Annotated in this window: 15 protein-coding genes; 9 read left to right on the top strand and 6 right to left on the bottom strand. The window is 57.8% G+C overall.

Features of this window, described 5'->3' with window-relative positions; genetic code table 11:
* Nucleotides 1-193: 193 nt before the first annotated feature.
* The 7 genes from gdhA to M495_RS23230 all read left to right on the top strand — a co-directional run bounded on the left by gdhA (nt 194) and on the right by M495_RS23230 (nt 8,661).
* Complete coding sequence (gdhA, locus tag M495_RS23200; RefSeq protein WP_020837438.1) at nt 194-1,537, top strand: NADP-specific glutamate dehydrogenase; 1,344 nt, start codon at nt 194-196, stop codon at nt 1,535-1,537.
* A gap of 338 nt (nt 1,538-1,875) precedes the next feature.
* Nucleotides 1,876-2,862, top strand: coding sequence for an autoinducer 2 ABC transporter substrate-binding protein (locus tag M495_RS23205; RefSeq protein WP_020837439.1), 987 nt, complete (start codon nt 1,876-1,878; stop codon nt 2,860-2,862).
* Between the two features lie 112 nt (nt 2,863-2,974).
* Nucleotides 2,975-4,474: a sugar ABC transporter ATP-binding protein gene (locus M495_RS23210; protein ID WP_020837440.1), complete on the top strand. Its 1,500-nt coding sequence runs from the start codon at nt 2,975-2,977 to the stop codon at nt 4,472-4,474.
* Complete coding sequence (locus M495_RS23215) at nt 4,467-5,456, top strand: ABC transporter permease (RefSeq protein WP_020837441.1); 990 nt, start codon at nt 4,467-4,469, stop codon at nt 5,454-5,456. The genes M495_RS23210 and M495_RS23215 overlap by 8 nt, the downstream gene beginning before the upstream one ends.
* A 1-nt stretch (nt 5,457) precedes the next feature.
* Nucleotides 5,458-6,411, top strand: coding sequence for an ABC transporter permease (locus M495_RS23220; RefSeq protein WP_020837442.1), 954 nt, complete (start codon nt 5,458-5,460; stop codon nt 6,409-6,411).
* Between the two features lie 13 nt (nt 6,412-6,424).
* Nucleotides 6,425-8,062, top strand: coding sequence for an FGGY-family carbohydrate kinase (locus M495_RS23225; RefSeq protein ID WP_020837444.1), 1,638 nt, complete (start codon nt 6,425-6,427; stop codon nt 8,060-8,062).
* Nucleotides 8,062-8,661 carry a KpsF/GutQ family sugar-phosphate isomerase gene (locus tag M495_RS23230; RefSeq protein ID WP_020837445.1) on the top strand — a complete coding sequence of 200 codons (600 nt, stop codon included), beginning with the start codon at nt 8,062-8,064 and terminating at the stop codon, nt 8,659-8,661. The genes M495_RS23225 and M495_RS23230 overlap by 1 nt, the downstream gene beginning before the upstream one ends.
* Before the next feature lie 52 nt (nt 8,662-8,713).
* Here the strand turns inward: M495_RS23230 and M495_RS23235 are convergent, their stop codons facing one another.
* From M495_RS23235 to M495_RS23255, 5 genes are all read right to left on the bottom strand, one after another.
* Entirely contained in the window at nt 8,714-10,612 is a 1,899-nt protein-coding gene (locus M495_RS23235; RefSeq protein ID WP_041415082.1) for a bifunctional metallophosphatase/5'-nucleotidase, read from the bottom strand.
* A gap of 315 nt (nt 10,613-10,927) precedes the next feature.
* Complete coding sequence (rsmJ, locus tag M495_RS23240) at nt 10,928-11,686, bottom strand: 16S rRNA (guanine(1516)-N(2))-methyltransferase RsmJ (RefSeq protein ID WP_020837448.1); 759 nt, start codon at nt 11,684-11,686, stop codon at nt 10,928-10,930.
* A gap of 8 nt (nt 11,687-11,694) precedes the next feature.
* Nucleotides 11,695-13,737 (bottom strand): oligopeptidase A, encoded by a 2,043-nt coding sequence (gene prlC / locus M495_RS23245; protein ID WP_020837449.1) that lies wholly within the window; start codon nt 13,735-13,737, stop codon nt 11,695-11,697.
* A gap of 120 nt (nt 13,738-13,857) precedes the next feature.
* Nucleotides 13,858-14,319, bottom strand: coding sequence for an HIT family protein (locus M495_RS23250; protein WP_020837450.1), 462 nt, complete (start codon nt 14,317-14,319; stop codon nt 13,858-13,860).
* An 85-nt stretch (nt 14,320-14,404) separates the two neighbouring features.
* The gene (locus M495_RS23255) at nt 14,405-15,847 is read right to left on the bottom strand and encodes an amidase (protein WP_020837451.1); all 1,443 of its coding nucleotides are present in this window, start codon (nt 15,845-15,847) and stop codon (nt 14,405-14,407) included.
* Between the two features lie 109 nt (nt 15,848-15,956).
* Between M495_RS23255 and M495_RS23260 the strand changes: the two genes are divergently transcribed.
* Nucleotides 15,957-16,874: a LysR family transcriptional regulator gene (locus M495_RS23260; protein WP_041415740.1), complete on the top strand. Its 918-nt coding sequence runs from the start codon at nt 15,957-15,959 to the stop codon at nt 16,872-16,874.
* On the opposite strand, the gene M495_RS23265 is transcribed toward M495_RS23260, so the two are convergent.
* On the bottom strand, nt 16,866-17,273 hold the full coding sequence (locus M495_RS23265; protein WP_020837453.1) for an ASCH domain-containing protein: 408 nt from the start codon (nt 17,271-17,273) through the stop codon (nt 16,866-16,868). The two genes, M495_RS23260 and M495_RS23265, sit on opposite strands and share 9 nt — an antisense overlap.
* A gap of 135 nt (nt 17,274-17,408) precedes the next feature.
* Between M495_RS23265 and M495_RS23270 the strand changes: the two genes are divergently transcribed.
* The gene (locus tag M495_RS23270) at nt 17,409-18,251 is read left to right on the top strand and encodes a 23S rRNA (adenine(2030)-N(6))-methyltransferase RlmJ (protein ID WP_020837454.1); all 843 of its coding nucleotides are present in this window, start codon (nt 17,409-17,411) and stop codon (nt 18,249-18,251) included.
* Nucleotides 18,252-18,353: the final 102 nt, after the last annotated feature.

An 18,353-nucleotide genomic window follows, 5' to 3' on the forward strand; every position in this document is an offset into this window, starting at 1 on the left:
AATAATCGCTTGATAATCAACCGCCCTCCAGTGATATAGTCGCTAAAGACACAACATCCTCCCCCCAGGTTTTATCCATACCAATATTTATAAAAATAATGGGGGAAATTAATAGTATTACCCTATGAATTTTGGGCTGTAGCCGGGCAACAACGCTGCAGCTTGAAAGACGACGGGTATAAAGGAGTTATCCATGGAAAATACCGTATCGGTAGAGTCTTTCTTGTCCTCGCTTCAACAACATAATCCCCATCAGCCGGAATTTTTACAGGCGGTCAGGGAAGTCTTCACTTCGCTGTGGCCTTTTATCGAGCGTAATCCGCGCTATCGCGAATACGCGCTGCTGGAGCGTTTGGTAGAGCCCGAGCGTACCATCCAGTTCCGCGTCAGTTGGGTCGACGATCGCGGCCAGGTGCAGGTCAACCGCGCCTGGCGCGTGCAGTTCAACTCCGCCATCGGGCCTTATAAAGGCGGCATGCGCTTTCATCCTTCGGTCAATTTGTCGATTCTGAAGTTCCTCGGCTTCGAACAGACGTTTAAAAACGCCCTGACCACCCTGCCGATGGGCGGCGGAAAAGGCGGTTCGGACTTTGATCCCAAGGGGAAAAGCCAGGCGGAGATCATGCGTTTCTGCCAGGCGCTGATGACTGAACTGTACCGTCACCTCGGGCCGGATACCGACGTGCCCGCCGGCGATATCGGCGTTGGCGGCCGTGAGGTCGGCTTTATGAGCGGCATGATGAAAAAGCTGTCCAACAACACCGCCTGCGTGTTCACCGGCAAGGGGCTGTCATTCGGCGGCAGCCTGATCCGTCCAGAGGCCACCGGCTATGGGCTGGTCTATTTCACCGACGCCATGCTGCAACGTCACGGGTTGGGTTTTGAAGGCATGCGGGTTGCGGTTTCTGGTTCAGGTAACGTGGCGCAATACACCATTGAGAAGGCACTGGAGCTGGATGCGCGCGTGATCACCGTATCAGACTCTGGCGGTACTCTGGTCGATGAAGCCGGCTTTACCACCGAAAAACTGGCCCATTTGGTGGAGATCAAGAATCAGCGCTATGGTCGAGTGGAAGATTATGCCCGCGAACGTGGCCTGACCTATCTGGCCGGCCAGCAGCCCTGGAACGTGCCGGTGGATATCGCCCTGCCGTGCGCCACCCAAAACGAGCTGGATTTGGCTGCCGCACAGACGCTGATCCGCAACGGGGTTAAAGCTGTGGCGGAAGGCGCAAATATGCCGACCACCATTCAGGCGACCGATGCATTCCTGGACGCCGGGGTGCTGTTTGCGCCGGGCAAGGCGGCCAACGCCGGTGGGGTTGCCACCTCCGGGCTGGAGATGGCGCAGAACGCCGCGCGCATCGGCTGGCGCGCCGAGAAAGTGGATGTACGTTTACAACATATCATGGCGGATATTCATCACGCCTGCGTGGAATACGGCGGCGAGGGTAAGCAAACCCACTACGTACACGGCGCCAATATCGCCGGATTCGTCAAGGTAGCCGACGCCATGCTGGCGCAGGGCGTGTTGTAACAGGCTCATAAGGTGATCTTGTTCACACATTGCTAAAATGCTTCAATGCCGGCGCTCAGTCCGGCATTTTTACCCCTGCAAAACCCGATTGCCCCGCCTCATTTGTTTTAAATATGTAAATCATTATGGTTTTTATTGTTAATTTTATGATGATTTTCTGTGGTAAAATTACCACCAGTGAATTATTCAACAATTAATTAACATTAAAACCGTCATATTTTTACTCCAATGTGCACAGATCACAATTTCCCAACTCTCGTTACGTCCCCTCTTCCATTCCTTTGTAATCTGCTCAAGTGGAAAAACAGCCACCCCTACAGATAAAAAAGGTACAGCGAATGAAATTTAACCTCGCATTATTAAATGCATGTGTGGTTTCTGCGTGCATGTTATCGACAACACCTGCCTTTGCTGCTGAAAAGTACGAGATTGCCGTGGTTGCCAAAGTGACCGGCATTCCCTGGTTCAACCGTATGGAAGTCGGCGTTAACGACGCGGCCAAAAAGCTCGACGTCAATGCCTACCAGACCGGGCCGTCCACCCCAGACCCGGCCGCACAGGTGAAAGTGATTGAAGACCTGATCGCCAAGAACGTCAACGCCATCATCGTGGTGCCTAACGACGCCAAGGTGCTGGAGCCGGTGCTGAAAAAGGCGCGCGAGAAAGGCATCGTGGTGCTGACGCATGAATCCCCGGACCAGCAGATTGGCCAGTGGGACATTGAAACCATCGACAGCGAGAAGTATGCGCAGGCCAACGTCGATGAGCTGGCGAAAGACATGGGCGGCAAAGGCGGCTATGCCATTTATGTCGGCTCGCTGACCGTGCCGTTGCACAACGCCTGGGCGGATTCCGCCATCAAGTACCAGAAAGCCAAATACCCGGACATGTTCGAAGTCACTTCGCGCCTGCCGGTAGCGGAAAGCATCGATAAGTCCTACGCCACCACGCTGGATTTGATGAAAACCTATCCGCAGATGAAAGGCATTATCGGCTTCGGCTCCCTCGGCCCGATCGGTGCCGGCCAGGCAGTCGCCAAGAAACGCGCCAAGGACAAGATCGCCGTAGTCGGTATTGCCATGCCGGCACAGGCCGCGCCTTACCTGGCACGCGGCGACATCAAGAAAGCCCTGTTGTGGGACCCGAAAGACGCCGGTTATGCCCTGGTGACGGTGGCCGATCAACTCTTGCAGGGCAAAGAAGTGACCAAAGATTTGTCGATCGAAGGTTTGGGTAAAGCCGACGTCGACATGGATAAAAAAGTGATTCGGTTTAATAAAATTCTTGAAGTCACCAAAGATAATGCCAAATCGCTAGGATTTTAATTTTCAGTAATATTACGCCACACCGGGAAAGTCATGAAACAACGAAGGGCGCAATATAGTGCGCCCCGAGTTTCAGTCACTACCATAATAAAAACCTGCACAGGTTAACGCTATGACCACATCCACCGCATTTATCACCCTGGAAAATATCAGTAAGAGATTCCCAGGCGTGCTGGCCTTGGACCAGATCAACCTGACGCTAAATATTGGCGAAGTGCATTGCCTGGCCGGGCAAAATGGCTGCGGAAAAAGCACCATCATTAAAATTATTTCCGGCGTTTATCAGCCGGAAAAAGGCGCCAATATTTCGCTTGAGGGTAAACTTTTTCATTCTCTGACGCCGCAGCTGTCCGGCTATTACGGTATTCAGGTAATTTATCAGGATCTGTCGTTATTCCCCAACCTGACCGTGGCGGAAAATATCGCCATTCACCGCTACCTGCCCGGCGGCCATTTCTGGGTGCGCAAGCAGGTGATGCGCCAGACGGCGCTGGATGCCATGGCGCGCGTCGGCGTGCATATCGATCCCGACAAGAAAGTCGAAAAACTGTCGATTGCCGATCGCCAACTGGTGGCTATATGCCGCGCCATTGCCGCCGACGCACGGCTGGTGATCATGGATGAGCCAACCGCTTCGCTGACGCGGCAAGAGGTCGACGGCCTGCTGCGGGTGGTCAACGAACTGAAAGCGGCGGGTATCTGCGTGGTGTTCGTCAGCCACCGACTGGATGAAGTGATGGAGGTCGCCGACCGCATCAGCGTGATGCGCGACGGCAAGCTGGTCGGCACTTATCCCGCCAGCCAGTTGGACAGCCATGAACTGGCGTTCCTGATGACCGGCCAACGCTTCCATTACAGCCAACTGCCGGCGCTGGCGTCCACCGATAGCGCACCGCTGCTCGAGGTTCGTAATCTCAGCCGGCGCGGAAAATACCAGGACATCAATCTTTCACTGCACGGCGGCGAGATCGTTTCGATCGTCGGGCTGCTCGGCGCGGGCCGTACCGAGCTGTGCCTCAGCCTGTTCGGCATGACCCGTCCCGACAGCGGAGAAATTCGCATCGACGGTCAACCGGTCCAACTGCACAACAACCGAGAAGCGGTGCGCCAGGGTATCGGCTATGTGTCGGAGGATCGTCTTACGCAAGGGCTGATCATGGAGCAGTCGATCTACGACAACACCATCGTCACGGTGTTCGATCAACTGCACACCCCGCTCGGGCTGCTGGACCATGCCAAAGCGACCGAGCTGGTTAACCGGCTGATTCGCGATCTGAACATCAAGGTTTCCGACAGCGCGCTGCCGGTAAAAACCCTGTCGGGCGGCAATGCGCAACGTATCGCCATCGCCAAGTGGGTGGCAACGCAGCCGAAGATTCTGATCCTTGACTCGCCTACCGTCGGAGTGGATATCGCCAACAAAGAGGGGATCTACCAGATCGCCAAAGATCTGGCCGCGCTCGGCATGGCGGTGCTGATGATCTGCGACGAAATCCCGGAAGCCTATTACAACAGCCATCGGGTGATGGTGATGCGCAAGGGCGAGCTGATCGCCGAGTTTTCGCCGCACCACAGCACCGAACAACAGATCGCCGAGGTGGTGAATGGATAAGTCATTATTGGCCCGCCTGGCCGGCCGGCACGAGTTTTACCTGGGCCTGCTGGTGTTGTTGCTGGCAATTGGCCTGAGCGTCAGCGCCAGCGAGTTTCTGACACTGGGTAACCTGACGGATGTCGCCACCAGCTACGCGATTCTCGGCATTCTCGCCTGCGGCCTGTTCGTGGTGCTGATAGCCGGCGGCATCGATATTTCATTCCCGGCGATCACCGCCATCGCGCAGTACGTGATGGCCAGTTGGGTCATTCAGCACGGCGGCGGCTTCCCGCTGGCGTTCGCACTGGCAATGGGCGTCGGCCTGCTGCTCGGGCTGGTGAACGGTTTTCTGGTCTACTGGCTGAAGGTGCCGGCGATCATCATCACCATCGCCACGCTGAACCTGTTCTACGGCTTACTGGTTTACGCCACCAACGGCACCTGGCTGTACGGTTTCCCGGACTGGTTTATGGATGGCATCAGCTGGTTCTCATTCCAGGGGGCCGACGGTTATGACTACGGCCTGACGCTGCCGCTGCTGTGCCTGCTGGCGGTAATTATCGTCACCGGCGTGCTGATGAACTTTACCCGCCTCGGCCGCCAAATTTTCGCCATGGGCGGCAACCGCGATGCGGCGTCGCGCCTGGGGCTGAACCTGCTGCGGCTGCACTTCTACGTTTACGGCTACATGGGCATTCTGGCGGGTATCGCCGCGGTGGTGCAGGCGCAGATAACCCAGTCGGTAGCCCCCAACTCCCTGCTCGGTTTTGAGCTGACGGTGCTGGCTGCGGTGGTGCTGGGCGGCACCAGCATGACCGGTGGGCGCGGCTCCTTGACCGGCACGCTGCTGGGCGTGGTGCTGTTGGCCTTCCTGCAAAACGGCCTGACGCTGCTCAGCGTGTCGGCCTATTGGCACCAGGTGTTCAGCGGCGCGATCATTTTGATCAGCATCAGCAGCACCGCCTGGAATGAAAAACGCAAGCTGGCCAAGGAGCTATGACATGATCCAGTTAACCCGTCTGATCCCCAACGATCGGATCATCCGCCTGCAGAGCGCGATCATTATCGCCGTGGCGCTGCTGTTCGCCGGGCTGCTCGGATCGCGCTTCTTCAGCCTCGGCAATTTCCAGTCGATCGCCTCGCAGCTTCCTATCCTCGGCATGCTGGCGCTCGGTATGGGCATTACCATGCTGACCGGCGGCATCAATCTGTCGATTATCGCCGGTGCCAACGCCTGCTCGCTGGTGATGGCAGCCATTATCGTCAGCCACCCGGACCAACCGCTGTTTCTGGCGCTGGCACTGCTGGCCGGGCTGCTGGTCGCCGTCGCCATTGGCGCGCTTAACGGCGTGTTGGTCGCCTGGATTGGCGTTTCGCCCATCCTCGCTTCGCTCGGCACCATGACGCTGATCACCGGCCTGAATATTCTGCTGTCCAACGGCGCGGTGATCTCCGGCTTCCCGGCGGCGATTCAGTATCTCGGCAACGGTAGTCTGCTCGGCATTCCGGTGGCGCTGCTGCTGTTCCTGCTGGTATCCGTTGGCCTGTGGCTATTGCTGGAGCACACCACGCTCGGACGCAGCCTGTATCTGATTGGCTCCAACGAGCAAGCCACCCGTTTTAGCGGCGTAAACACCGCCCGGGTACAGATTGCGGTCTATATTTTGTCCGCCCTGCTCGGCTGGGGTGCGGCGCTGCTGATGATGGCCAAATTCAACTCGGCCAAGGCCGGTTACGGCGAATCCTATCTGCTGGTGACCATTTTGGCCTCGGTGCTGGGCGGCATTAATCCGGACGGTGGGTTTGGCCGGGTGCTGGGTCTGGTGCTGGCGCTGATTGTGCTGCAAATGCTGGAAAGCGGCCTCAACCTGCTGGGCGTCAGCAGCTATCTGACCATGGCCCTGTGGGGCGGTGTGCTGATCCTGTTTATCGCATTACAGAATCGAAAAGCCTGACTGGAGAAAAACAATGGCGAGCTATTTTATTGGCGTAGATGTAGGCACCGGAAGTGCGCGCGCAGGGGTATTCGATCTCAACGGTCACATGGTCGGGCAGGCCAGCCGAACCATCGACCTGTATCGTCCGAAAGCAGACTTCGTTGAGCAGTCTTCGGACAATATCTGGCAGGCGGTGTGCAACGCGGTGCGCGATGCGGTCAACCAGGCCGACATCAACCCGATTCAGGTTAAAGGACTGGGTTTTGACGCCACCTGTTCTCTGGTGGTGTTGGACAAAGAGGGCCAACCGCTGACCGTCAGCCCATCCGGCCGCACCGAGCAGAACATCATCGTGTGGATGGATCACCGGGCCATCACCCAGGCCGAACGCATCAATGCCACCAAACACCGGGTGCTGGATTTCGTCGGCGGCATCATTTCGCCGGAAATGCAGACCCCCAAAATGCTGTGGTTGAAACAGCATATGCCGACCACCTGGGCCAATGCCGGTTACCTGTTTGACCTGCCGGACTTCCTCACCTGGCGGGCCACCCAGGACGCCACCCGTTCACTGTGTTCGACGGTGTGCAAATGGACCTATCTCGGCCATGAACAGCGCTGGGACAAAAGCTATTTCAAACAGATTGGATTGGAAGACGTGCTGGAGCACGATGCCGCCAAGATCGGCAGCGACGTCAAAATGATGGGCGAACCGCTCGGCCACGGCCTCACCCAGCGTGCCGCCAGTGAAATGGGCCTGATTGCCGGCACGGCGGTCAGCGTCTCGATCATTGACGCCCACGCCGGGACGCTCGGCACGCTTGGCGCTACCGGGGTTTCCGGTGAAGTGGCAGATTTTAACCGCCGCGTTGCGCTGATTGGCGGTACTTCCACCGGCCATATGGCGATGTCCCGTACCGCACGTTTTATTGGCGGCGTATGGGGGCCGTATTACTCGGCGATCCTGCCGGAATACTGGCTGAACGAGGGCGGCCAGTCCGCCACCGGTGCGCTGATTGACCACGTGATCCAGTCGCATCCTTGCTACCCGGAGCTGCTGGCACAGGCAAAAACCCAGGGACAGACGATTTATGAAGTGCTGAATGCCCTGCTGCGCCGCATGGCAGGTGAACCGGAGGAGATTGCCTTCCTCACCCAGGATATTCATATGCTGCCGTATTTCCACGGCAACCGTTCACCACGTGCCAACCCGACGCTGACCGGTACTCTGACCGGGCTGAAGCTGTCGCGTACCCCGGAAGATATGGCCTTGCATTATCTGGCGACCATCCAGGCGATTGCGCTGGGTACCCGCCATATTATTGAAACCATGAACCAAAGTGGCTACAGCATCGACACCATCATGGCCAGCGGCGGCGGTACCAAAAACCCGATTTTCGTGCAGGAACATGCCAATGCCACCGGCTGCGCCATGCTGTTACCGGAAGAGAGCGAGGCGATGCTGTTGGGGGGAGCGATGATGGGCACGGTGGCGGCCGGGGTATACGACACGCTGCCGGAAGCCATGAGCGCCATGAGTCGCATCGGTAAAACCGTGACGCCACAGACCAACAAAATCAAACGCTATTACGACCGTAAATACCGCGTGTTCCATGAGCTGTATAACGACCACATGAAATACCGCCAACTGATGCAGGAGGAAGCCTGATGCAGCAGGAATGGCAGCGGGCCACTGAAGCCTGGGCAATCTACAGCCGGGAACTGGCACAGCTGAGCCAGCGCATCGACGCACAAAGCTGGCAACGGTTGCTGACGGCATTGGCCGAGTGCCGGGGGAAAATCGTGGTCACCGGCGTCGGGACTTCCGGTATTGCGGCACGCAAGATAGCCCATATGCTGGCCTGCGTGGAACGGCCAGCCATCTACCTGAACGCCACCGATGCAGCACACGGCGATCTGGGCTTTTTGCGCAGCGATGATTTGATGATTCTGATTTCGCGCGGTGGAAATTCTGACGAATTGACCCGCCTGCTGCCAACGCTGCAGGCCAAGGGTGTGCCGCTGATCGGCGTGACGGAAAATCCGGATTCGGCGATCGCCAAAGCAGCACGGTTGGTGATCCGTACCGGGGTAGAAAATGAGATAGATCCACTGAATATGCTGGCAACGACGTCTATCGTGCTGGTATTGGCAATCTTCGACGCGGCCTGTGCCTGCCTGATGGAACGCAGTGGCTACGATAAAGAAACGTTGCTGGCGGTACACCCAGGCGGTGACGTCGGCAAGCGCTTGCTGCAGGGGAAATAATCCACGGGTGTTGGTAGGGCTCAGCATACCTACGCCGAGCCCATTATCTCTATCAGGCTTTGTTAATCGCCTCGAGAATCACTAACCGATCGCTCAGGCGTTTTTTCGCCACCGGATCGCTGGCGGCGGCCATTTCTTCCTTCAATGCCGCCTGTTGCTGCTGACGGGCCTTCGGCTCGCCGATCAGCAGTGGCTTCACGTTGAACGACGCGACATTGCCGTAGCGCCCATCTTCACTGGTAGGTACGCTGATTTTGCCGTCGTTCAGCAGTTTTTCGACGATTTTACGTTCACGCTCGTAGCCTTCCAACCCAACCAACTGCCAGCGCTGCACCGCCTGTCCCTGATACTGGCCTTTTTTCACTTCGGTCAGATAACGGATAGTCAGGTTGCGGATGGTTCCGGCCTCTTCGCCATATTCAGCCTTGCTGTCCGACAATACCGGGAACTGCATGCCTTCCAGCGCGCCGCCTTTTTGCGTCAGGTGCCCCATGCGATAGCTGTTCATGCCCAGACGGATCGGCATGCTGTCAGTCACCGGCGTGCCGTCGGCCATGCGCAAATCACGGATACGCTGCCCGACCGGTTGGCGCAGGTCGATTTTATAGGTCACGCCATCGAAGAAATCATTGGTGGAATACTTGGACGCGCGGCGCTGCGGGTTGAAGCTGTAGGTCACATCGCCGTCCTGCAGCTGATTGAAGTAGCCCGCCGACCATTCCATGTACTTCTTCAGCTCTTTGCCGCTGAGTTGGTACACGGTGATCTCGCCGCCGGCATATTGATAATTGAAGGCGATATCTTTGGCCGTGATGGTGCCGACGTTTAATTTCGGCCGGTCATTATCAATCTGCAGCGCGATCACCTGCGCCTTCGGCGCATAGTAACGGCTGGCTTCCTGATACAGTTTGCTGATGCCGGTATCCTGCACGTGTACCTGCGGGATCCCCTTCACCGCATCCGGCGGCACCAGATCCTGGCCGCTGAGCTGGGCAATAGGCCGGTTGGCGTTGGCGCGCAAAATCTTGTGATAAGGCTGATAAATCTCTTCCAGCTTTTTATCCGACGCGATGCCTTTGATTGGGTAGGTATAGCTGTCTTTGTTGATCAGCACGTACTTGCCGTTATGCTGCTCAAACTGCAAATCGATGCGCGACAGCGCACGGCCATATTTGTCCGGTTCGGTAACGATCACGCCGTTAATCACTTCTTTATCGACTTTTACGTGCATGTGCCCGGCGACGATCGCCGCCAGTTCCGGGTTCGCACGAGCGATATCGCCAACGCCGGTGCCAGGGCGCTGGTTCTCGTTGTCGATGCCCATGTGCGCCACCAGCACGATAGCGTCCACTTCACCCTGAATTTGCTGAATGACCTGCTTCACCGCCTGTACCGGATCGGTAAAATTCAGCCCTTTCACCCGGTCGGTGCCTTTGGCGAACTCTGCGGTCATCGGCGTATCCATGCCAATAATGCCGATTTTCACTCCCTGACGTTCAATGATTTTATACGCCGGCAGGTAGGGTTTGCCGCTCTCCCACAGAATATTGCCGGCCAAGGCCGTGCCCTTGAACTGGTTCAGTGAGGTGGAAAGCGGTTTGAGGCCGAAATCGAACTCATGGTTACCCATCACCCAGACGTCATAGTCCAGCGCGTTAAACCCGAGGATCATCGGGCTGGTTTTGTCGTTTTTAAAAGTCTCGACAAAGTTGCCCTGGATGGTGTCGCCGGCATCGACCAGGATCACGTTGGGCTGCTTCGCCCGTACCTGTTGCACCTGAGTGGCGATTTGGCTCAGGCTGCCGGCCAGGTTTTCGGTGTCGGTCGAATAATCCCAGGGCACAAAGGTACCGTGCAGATCGGACGTGCCGAGGACGGTGATATTGACTGGTTCAGAAGCCATTGCAGAGGTACCCAGGCAAAGCAAAACAGCAAGGAGTGTCTTCTTCATTATCATCTAATTATAGGGAGGGGAACGAACAGGAATCATGCGATCTGGAACACAAGCTTGCCAGTATCTTTGCAAGGTAAAAAATAAAATTGGGAGGTGGATCAATGAATACCTCCCTATTTCGCCCTCTATGCCCTAAATAATTGGCGTTGTATCAAGGCGGCAAGTTTGTCAGTCCCCAGGGGCTTACTCAAGTAAGTGACTGGGGCGCACAACAAATCTGTCGGGAACAGATTTGAACAACGTTTGCGTTGGCCCCGTTAAGGGGCGAGGCCCGTGGCCGGGCCGAGTAATGCAGCCAACACAAATACAGCCTCAAGTATGAAGGGGATAGGGCATATAAATATCGAAACGGTGACTCTTGGTGGTCGAGGCCGCATGCGCGGGCACGTTAGCCAATGGTGGAGCGTAATCCGGCCGTTTAACCACCACGCGCTTGGTCGCCAGACGGCGTGCCGGCGCCAGCAGACCATCGGCATCGTCGTCGCTGCCCACCAGCGACTGGAACACCCGCATCTCTTTCTTCACCAGCGCGCTTTTCTGCTTGTGCGGGTACATGGGATCCAGGTACACCACCTCGGGTGGTGAGTCGAGCTCGGCTAACGCCGTCAGACTGGAGGCATGCAGCAGAGTCATGCGCTCGCGCAGCCATGGGCCGATTTCCGCATCCTGATAGCCGCGTTGCAGTCCATCGTCCAGCAAGGCAGCCACCACAGGATTACGCTCCAGCATCCTCACCCGGCAGCCCAGCGAGGCCAGCACAAAGGCATCGCGCCCCAGCCCTGCCGTAGCATCCACCACGTTTGGCCGATAGCTGCCCTTGATGCCGACCGCTTTCGCCACCGCTTCGCCACGCCCGCCGCCAAAGCGGCGTCGGTGCGCCATAGTGCCGGAGATGAAATCGACGTAGATCGCCCCCAGCTTGGGTTCGTCACGCTTACGCAACTCCAGACGTTGCGGCGTCAGCACCAGCGCCATCGTCGCGTCGTCGTCCGAAACCAACTGCCAGCGTTCCGCCAGAATAGACAAGGCGCCGGGATCGGCGCCTTCTTCACACAATAAACACACGCTCACCGGTGGGGTTATCCTTTAATGCCGTAATGGCGCAGCATAGCATCCAGCTGCGGCTCACGGCCACGGAAGCGTTTGAACAGTTCCATCGGCTCTTCGGAACCGCCACGCGACAGGATGTTGTCGAGGAAGGATTTACCGGTTTCGGCGTTGAAAATCCCCTCTTCTTCAAAGCGCGAATAGGCATCTGCCGACAACACTTCTGCCCACAGGTAGCTGTAGTAACCCGCCGCGTAACCACCGGCAAAGATGTGGCTGAAAGCGTGCGGGAAACGGCCCCAGCTTGGAGAAGGCACAACCGCCACCATTTTTTTCACTTCTGCCAACGTCGGCAGGATCTGCGCACCTTTCTCCGGGCTGTATTCGGCGTGCATGCGGAAGTCGAACAGGCCAAACTCCAACTGACGCAGGATGAACAGCGCAGCCTGGTAGTTTTTGGCGGCCAGCAACTTGTCCAGCATCTCCTTCGGCAGCGGCTCACCGCTTTGATAATGGCCGGAGATAAATGCCAGCGCTTCCGGCTCCCAGCACCAGTTTTCCATAAACTGGCTCGGCAGTTCGACCGCATCCCATGGCACACCGCTAATACCGGAAACACCGGCGGTGTCGATTTGGGTCAGCATATGGTGCAGACCGTGGCCGAACTCGTGGAACAGCGTGGTCACTTCGTTATGGGTGAACAGCGCCGGCTTGTCGCCCAGCGGACGGTTGAAGTTACAGGTCAGATAGGCAACCGGTTTTTGCAGCTCGCCGTTGGCCTTGCGCAGGCTACCGACACAGTCATCCATCCAGGCCCCGCCGCGCTTGTTTTCGCGGGCATACAGGTCGAGGTAGAAGCTGCCGCGCAGCTCACCGTTAGCGTCGAACAGATCAAAGAAGCGCACTTCTGGATGCCAGGTATCCACATCCTTACGCTCTTTGGCAGTGATGCCATAAATGCGTTTCACCACTTCGAACAGGCCTTGTACCACACGCTGTTCCGGGAAGTAGGGGCGCAGTTGCTCGTCGCTGATCGAGAACAGGTGCTGTTTTTGTTTTTCGCCGTAATAGGTGATGTCCCAGGCTTCCAGCTCATCCACACCGTAATGCTGTTTGGCAAAGGCACGCAGCTGCGCCAGTTCCTGCTCGGCCTGCGGACGGGCGCGTTTGGCCAAATCACTCAGGAAACCCAGTACCTGCTCCGGGTTTTCAGCCATTTTGGTCGCCAGCGACTTGTCGGCGTAGCTGTCAAAGCCCAGCAACTGGGCCAGTTCGTGACGCAACGCCAGCGTTTCCGCCATCACTTCACTGTTGTCCCATTTGCCGGCATTTGGCCCCTGATCGGAGGCGCGGGTAGCGAAAGCACGATACATTTCTTCACGCAGCACGCGGTTATCGCCATAGGTCAGCACCGGCAGATAGCTTGGCATATCCAGCGTCAGCAACCAGCCTTCCTGCTCTTTGGCCTGCGCCATCGCCTGAGCCTGAGCCAGCGCGCTTTCCGGCAGGCCGCTCAGTTCGGCTTGATCGGTGATCAACTTGCTCCAGCCCATGGTGGCGTCGAGCACGTTGTTGCTGTAAGTGGAACCCAGTTCGGAAAGGCGGGCGACGATCTCGCCGTAACGACGCTGTTTTTCCGGCGACAGGCCAATGCCCGACAGTTCGAAATCACGCAGCGCGTTTTCTACCGACTTGCGCTGCGGCACTGTCAGTTGATTGAAGGCTTCGCCTTCTTTCAGGCTACGGTAAGCCTGGTATAGCCCTTCGTGTTGCCCTACCCAGGTGCCGTACTCAGACAGCAACGGCAGCGCCTGCTCATAGGCGGCACGCAGTTCCGGGCTGTTTTTCACCGAGTTCAGATGGCCGACCGGCGACCAGATGCGCGACAGGCGATCGTCAGACTCCGCCAGCGGCTGACACAGGTTATCCCAGGTAAATGGCCCCGGTTGCGCGACAACGCGCTCTACCGCAGCGCGACAGTCGTCCAAGGCGGATTGCACCGCAGGCACGATATCTTCTGGGCGAATGGCGGAAAACGGCGGCAGGGAAAACGGAGTCAGCAACGGATTTGTCATAGGGCAGTCCTGATTAGCGTTGGGGCCCGCCACGACGGGCAGGCCTTAAAATGCGTATGAATATCTAACATGGTGCCAAGCGGCAGGAAAATCAATGGCCCGGCATTGATAGATAGTGCCTTAAACCGCACTCTGACGGATCTTCGCGGCCAGCACGGCCAGATGCTCGTCGTCAGCGCGCGCCGCGTCGTGGGACGAAAGGTAACCCTCATAGCGGTCGAAGAATTTCGCCGAGGTCGATTCGATAGGCTGCCACTGTTCCAGCGCAGCGGTACCGTGCATCGGGATCAGCTTGGCATGCACATGGTCGACGCCAAAACCTTCGAACACCATGCCGCAGCGGCCCACGTCGTCAAACGCCCGGTCGAGCAACTGCGCTACCCGCTTGGTCGCCAACATCAGCTCGCTGAGTACCTCTTCCGGCAACGCAAAGGCATAGCTCTCATAGTGCGCCTTGGGGATCACTACGCTGAAACCCTCGGTATTCGGATAAATGGAAAGGAACGCCATATGACTCTCGTCTTCCCAAATTTTATGGCACGGCACTCTGCCCGCCACCATTTCGCAAAAGATGCAGCTCATCGTCTCCTCCTGAATGGGATGGCGAGCCAAGAGCCCGCCGTAAAAAGCCTTTCAGCAACATAGCGGATATTTTGCGTTTTGACTGCTATTCCCCTGCATTTCCCGCCCAAACGGCCGGACGCCGTTGATGCCACGGCGCTGCCCGTTCCAGCTGCCCTGCCAACCGCAGCAGTTGATCTTCGCGGCCAAAACCGGCAACAAATTGCATGCCTATCGGCAGATTGTGCTGCGCATCATGCATCAGCGGCACCGACATCGCCGGCACGCCTGCCACATTAAACACCGGCGTGAACGGTGAATGATCGAATAAATGCGCGGTCCACTCCAGGCCACTCATATCCGCCGTTCCGGTACCGTAGCGACCAATCCGCCAAGGCAAGTCAGGCATGGTCGGGGTCAACAATAGATCGTACTGCTGGAAATAGGTGCCCACGGCACGAGTCACCCGGTTACGCACCTCAAGCGCCGCAACCATATCCACCGCCCTGGCGGCCAACCCGTCGTGGTAACAGGCCAGCGTTTCCGGCTCCAGCATGTCGGTTGAAATCGCGCGTCCGGTGGTTTGGCTCAACCCCTCAACCCAACCGACCAGATTGGCGCACCAGATCTGCGCATTGGCGAATACCAGTTCCTGCCAGCTGACGCCGATCGGCATCTCCGCCTCAGTGACCTGATGGCCCAGCTCGCTCAGCAGCACTGCGGTGTCGTTGGTGGCCTGAACGATTTGCGGTGCAGTTTTCCCGCCATTCCACGCCTGAGTCATCATGCCAATACGCAACCGACCAGGCTCGCGGGTGACCTGTGACAGCCAGCTTTCTGGCTGCGGTGCCGTGTAATAAGGTTCGCCGGGATGGGGATGTTGTAGCGCATCCAGTAAAGCGGCACTGTCGCGTACCGTGCGACTCAGCCCCAATTGAACGCCAAAGCCGTTGAACACTTCATCCATCGCCGGACCATGTGATACCCGGCCGCGCGTCGGTTTAAGGCCGAACACCCCATTGGACGAAGCAGGCACGCGAATAGAGCCTGCAGCATCAGTGGCATGCGCCATAGGCACGACCCCGGCAGCAACCGCCGCACCAGCACCGCCGCTGGAACCGCCCGCGCTGAAATCAAGGTTCCATGGATTGCGCGTAGCACCGTAAAGCACCGCTTCGGTGGTGGTACTGAACGCCATCTCCGGCGTGGTGGTTCGGCCAAAGGTCACCAGCCCCGCGCGATGGATATTGCGCATCAGATAACTGTCTTCCGCGGCAATCTGCCCCTGCGCCAACCGGCTCCCCAATTCAAGACGCTTGCCGGCCATGCTGATGGCGATATCCTTGATCAGAAAGGGAACGCCTGACAGCGGGCCGCGCCTCTCCCACAGGGGTTGTGGCCAATGCTCCACCACTGCGTTGATCGCCGGGTTTACCGCCTCAACCGCAGCCCTCGCCGTTTGCTGCAGCTCTTGCGCACTGACTTCACCCGCCTGTACCAATGCTGCCAACCCCAGCGCGTCGTAGCTAACGTACTCGCTCAGTTTCATCGTCTCTTCCTTCATCCGTTATGGTTTCGCCGGCTTTTCCGACGTCCGTTCCACGGTAGGAGGATTGGCGCTATAGTTGAAATTGATAGATTTAATACGAGGAATAGTTATCAACAATTTAAAGCGGGTCGATCTCAACTTGCTGGTCACGCTGGAAGCGCTGCTCAGCGAACGCAACGTGACGCGGGCGGCGGCACGCCTCAATCTGAGCCAGCCGTCGGTCAGCATTCAACTGGCCAAACTGCGCGAGATTTACCATGATCCCCTGCTGCTGCCCGGCCCGCGAGGGATGTTGCCCACGGCGCGCGCGCTAAGCCTGTTGACGCCTCTGCGCCAGACGCTGGCCGACCTCGGCCGCCTGCTGGCGCCGGAACACCCCTTTGATCCGCTGCTGGCCGAAATGACCTGGCAACTGGCCGCCGCCGACGCCGCCGAATATGCCATCCTGCTGCCGATGCTGCCCAAACTGCGGCAGGCAGCACCCCAATCCCGCCTGGCGATCCGCGAAGCATCGCCGAAACACATGAGTCGCGATCTGGCGGACGGCGTGATCGACCTCGGTTTTTTGTCCCGGGAAGAAGCCCCCGCCGAGCTGCGCCACCGGCAGTTGTTTCGCGAGGAGTACCTGCTGGTAGGCCGCCGTGACCATCCGTTGTTGCAAAGCCCCCCTTCGCTGGAGCAGTTTTGTCAGTTGGAGTTCGTGATGGTTTCGCAAGACGGCGGCGGTTTTCGCACCCTGATTGACACGCTGTTGGAAGCGCAGGGATTAGCGCGGCGTGTAGTGATGTCGCTGCCGCACTTCCTGTTCATCCCCGCACTGCTGGCGAGATCCGATATGGTCGCGATGCTGCCTTCACGCATGCTGGGCGAACTGCTTGGCGACCTGCGCACCTGGCCGGCCCCCTTGGCAATACCCGGCTATGACATGGTAATGGTGTGGCATGAACGCTCGCACCTGGATCCGGCCCATGGCTGGTTGCGTGAGCAGGTGGTCAACGCCCTGGAGGCCCCGTCGACATCACTGTAAAACGTCAACCAGCTCAAACTGTTGAAACACCAGCCACATCTGGGGCGAGAACGTGCCTTCACGCGTAAAAAAATCCTGGTGCCCCTGCCGCCAGAACGCCAGGCTCTTATCCCCCTCACCTTCCTGTGCCGCCATCTCGGCCGTAACGTCGCAATAGCGAATCAGCTTCAATGACAGGATCCTGATGACGCAGGCCGGTTCGCCGCGGCCGTCAAGCACGACGTTGTAATCCCCGAGCATCGGCTCTTGCTCTTGCCGATATGCAAGATAAGAACAGCAGGTGGCGGTTTTTTGCCCCTCAAGCACCCGTTGCAACAGCTCGTCCGCCAGCATGGGGCTGTCGCCGAACGCCCAGCGAGACGCGCCAGGGTATTTAGCCAAAATGGCCGCTTTAGTCATCGCCTTTCTCCTTGATTGAAGGGCTGAGGTCACGCATTTCACTTTTTCCCGCCCAGACAGTTTATACTGTGCAGAATATAAGCCTTTATTCTGTTCAGCAGGCTCCGTCGGGAGCACAAGGAATTACCACAAGCCATGTTAAGTTACCGCCACAGTTTCCACGCCGGCAACCACGCCGACGTGCTTAAGCACACCGTTCAAAGCCTGATCATCGAATCGCTGAAAGAAAAAGAGAAGCCGTTCCTGTACCTGGATACCCACTCCGGCGCAGGTCGCTATCAGCTGAGCGGTGAACACGCCGAGCGCACCGGGGAATACCTGGAAGGCATCGGTCTGCTGTGGCAACGTGATGACCTGCCGCAAGAGCTGGCAGCCTACATGAGCGTAGTGCACAACTTTAACCGCACCGAAAGGCTGCGTTACTACCCTGGCTCGCCACTGATTGCCCGTCAGCTGCTGCGTCCGCAGGATAAAATTCACCTGACCGAACTGCACCCGAGCGACTTCCCGTTGCTGCGCAGTGAGTTCCAGAAGGACGAGCGTGCCAAGGTGCAACGCGCCGATGGCTACCAGCAGTTGAAATCCCAACTGCCGCCGCTGTCGCGCCGCGGGCTGATCCTGATGGACCCGCCGTACGAAATGAAAACCGATTACCAGGACGTGGTAAAAGGCCTGCAGGAAGGCTACAAGCGCTTTGCCACCGGCACCTACGCGCTGTGGTACCCGGTGGTGATGCGCCAGCAAATCAAGCGCATGCTGAAAGACCTGGAAGCCACCGGCATCCGCAATATTCTGCAGATCGAACTGGCGGTAAGACCCGACAGCGACCAGCGCGGCATGACCGCCTCAGGCATGATTGTGATTAACCCGCCGTGGAAGCTGGAACAACAGATGAAAAACGTGCTGCCATGGCTGCACAAAACCCTGGTGCCGTCAGGTAATGGCCACCATTTGGTGAACTGGGTAGTGCCGGAATAAGCTTCCGGGGCGCGGCCTGCCGCGCCTTTACCCCACCTATCACAGCCATTGACGCAATCTTTGCGACAAACCTGTATCAGGCGTTAAACTCTTACGCTCTTC

The sequence above is a fragment of the Serratia liquefaciens ATCC 27592 genome, from assembly GCF_000422085.1.
In the GTDB taxonomy this organism is placed as follows: domain Bacteria; phylum Pseudomonadota; class Gammaproteobacteria; order Enterobacterales; family Enterobacteriaceae; genus Serratia; species Serratia liquefaciens.

Coding starts and splice junctions, on each gene's coding strand:
- M495_RS23270 (WP_020837454.1), top strand. CDS start 17,409: ATGTTAAGTTACCGCCACAGTTTCCACGCCGGCAACCACGCCGACGTG.
- M495_RS23235 (WP_041415082.1), bottom strand. CDS start 10,612: ATGAAGAAGACACTCCTTGCTGTTTTGCTTTGCCTGGGTACCTCTGCA.
- M495_RS23255 (WP_020837451.1), bottom strand. CDS start 15,847: ATGAAACTGAGCGAGTACGTTAGCTACGACGCGCTGGGGTTGGCAGCA.
- M495_RS23265 (WP_020837453.1), bottom strand. CDS start 17,273: ATGACTAAAGCGGCCATTTTGGCTAAATACCCTGGCGCGTCTCGCTGG.
- gdhA (WP_020837438.1), top strand. CDS start 194: ATGGAAAATACCGTATCGGTAGAGTCTTTCTTGTCCTCGCTTCAACAA.
- prlC (WP_020837449.1), bottom strand. CDS start 13,737: ATGACAAATCCGTTGCTGACTCCGTTTTCCCTGCCGCCGTTTTCCGCC.
- M495_RS23230 (WP_020837445.1), top strand. CDS start 8,062: ATGCAGCAGGAATGGCAGCGGGCCACTGAAGCCTGGGCAATCTACAGC.
- M495_RS23220 (WP_020837442.1), top strand. CDS start 5,458: ATGATCCAGTTAACCCGTCTGATCCCCAACGATCGGATCATCCGCCTG.
- M495_RS23225 (WP_020837444.1), top strand. CDS start 6,425: ATGGCGAGCTATTTTATTGGCGTAGATGTAGGCACCGGAAGTGCGCGC.
- M495_RS23215 (WP_020837441.1), top strand. CDS start 4,467: ATGGATAAGTCATTATTGGCCCGCCTGGCCGGCCGGCACGAGTTTTAC.
- M495_RS23205 (WP_020837439.1), top strand. CDS start 1,876: ATGAAATTTAACCTCGCATTATTAAATGCATGTGTGGTTTCTGCGTGC.
- M495_RS23210 (WP_020837440.1), top strand. CDS start 2,975: ATGACCACATCCACCGCATTTATCACCCTGGAAAATATCAGTAAGAGA.
- M495_RS23250 (WP_020837450.1), bottom strand. CDS start 14,319: ATGAGCTGCATCTTTTGCGAAATGGTGGCGGGCAGAGTGCCGTGCCAT.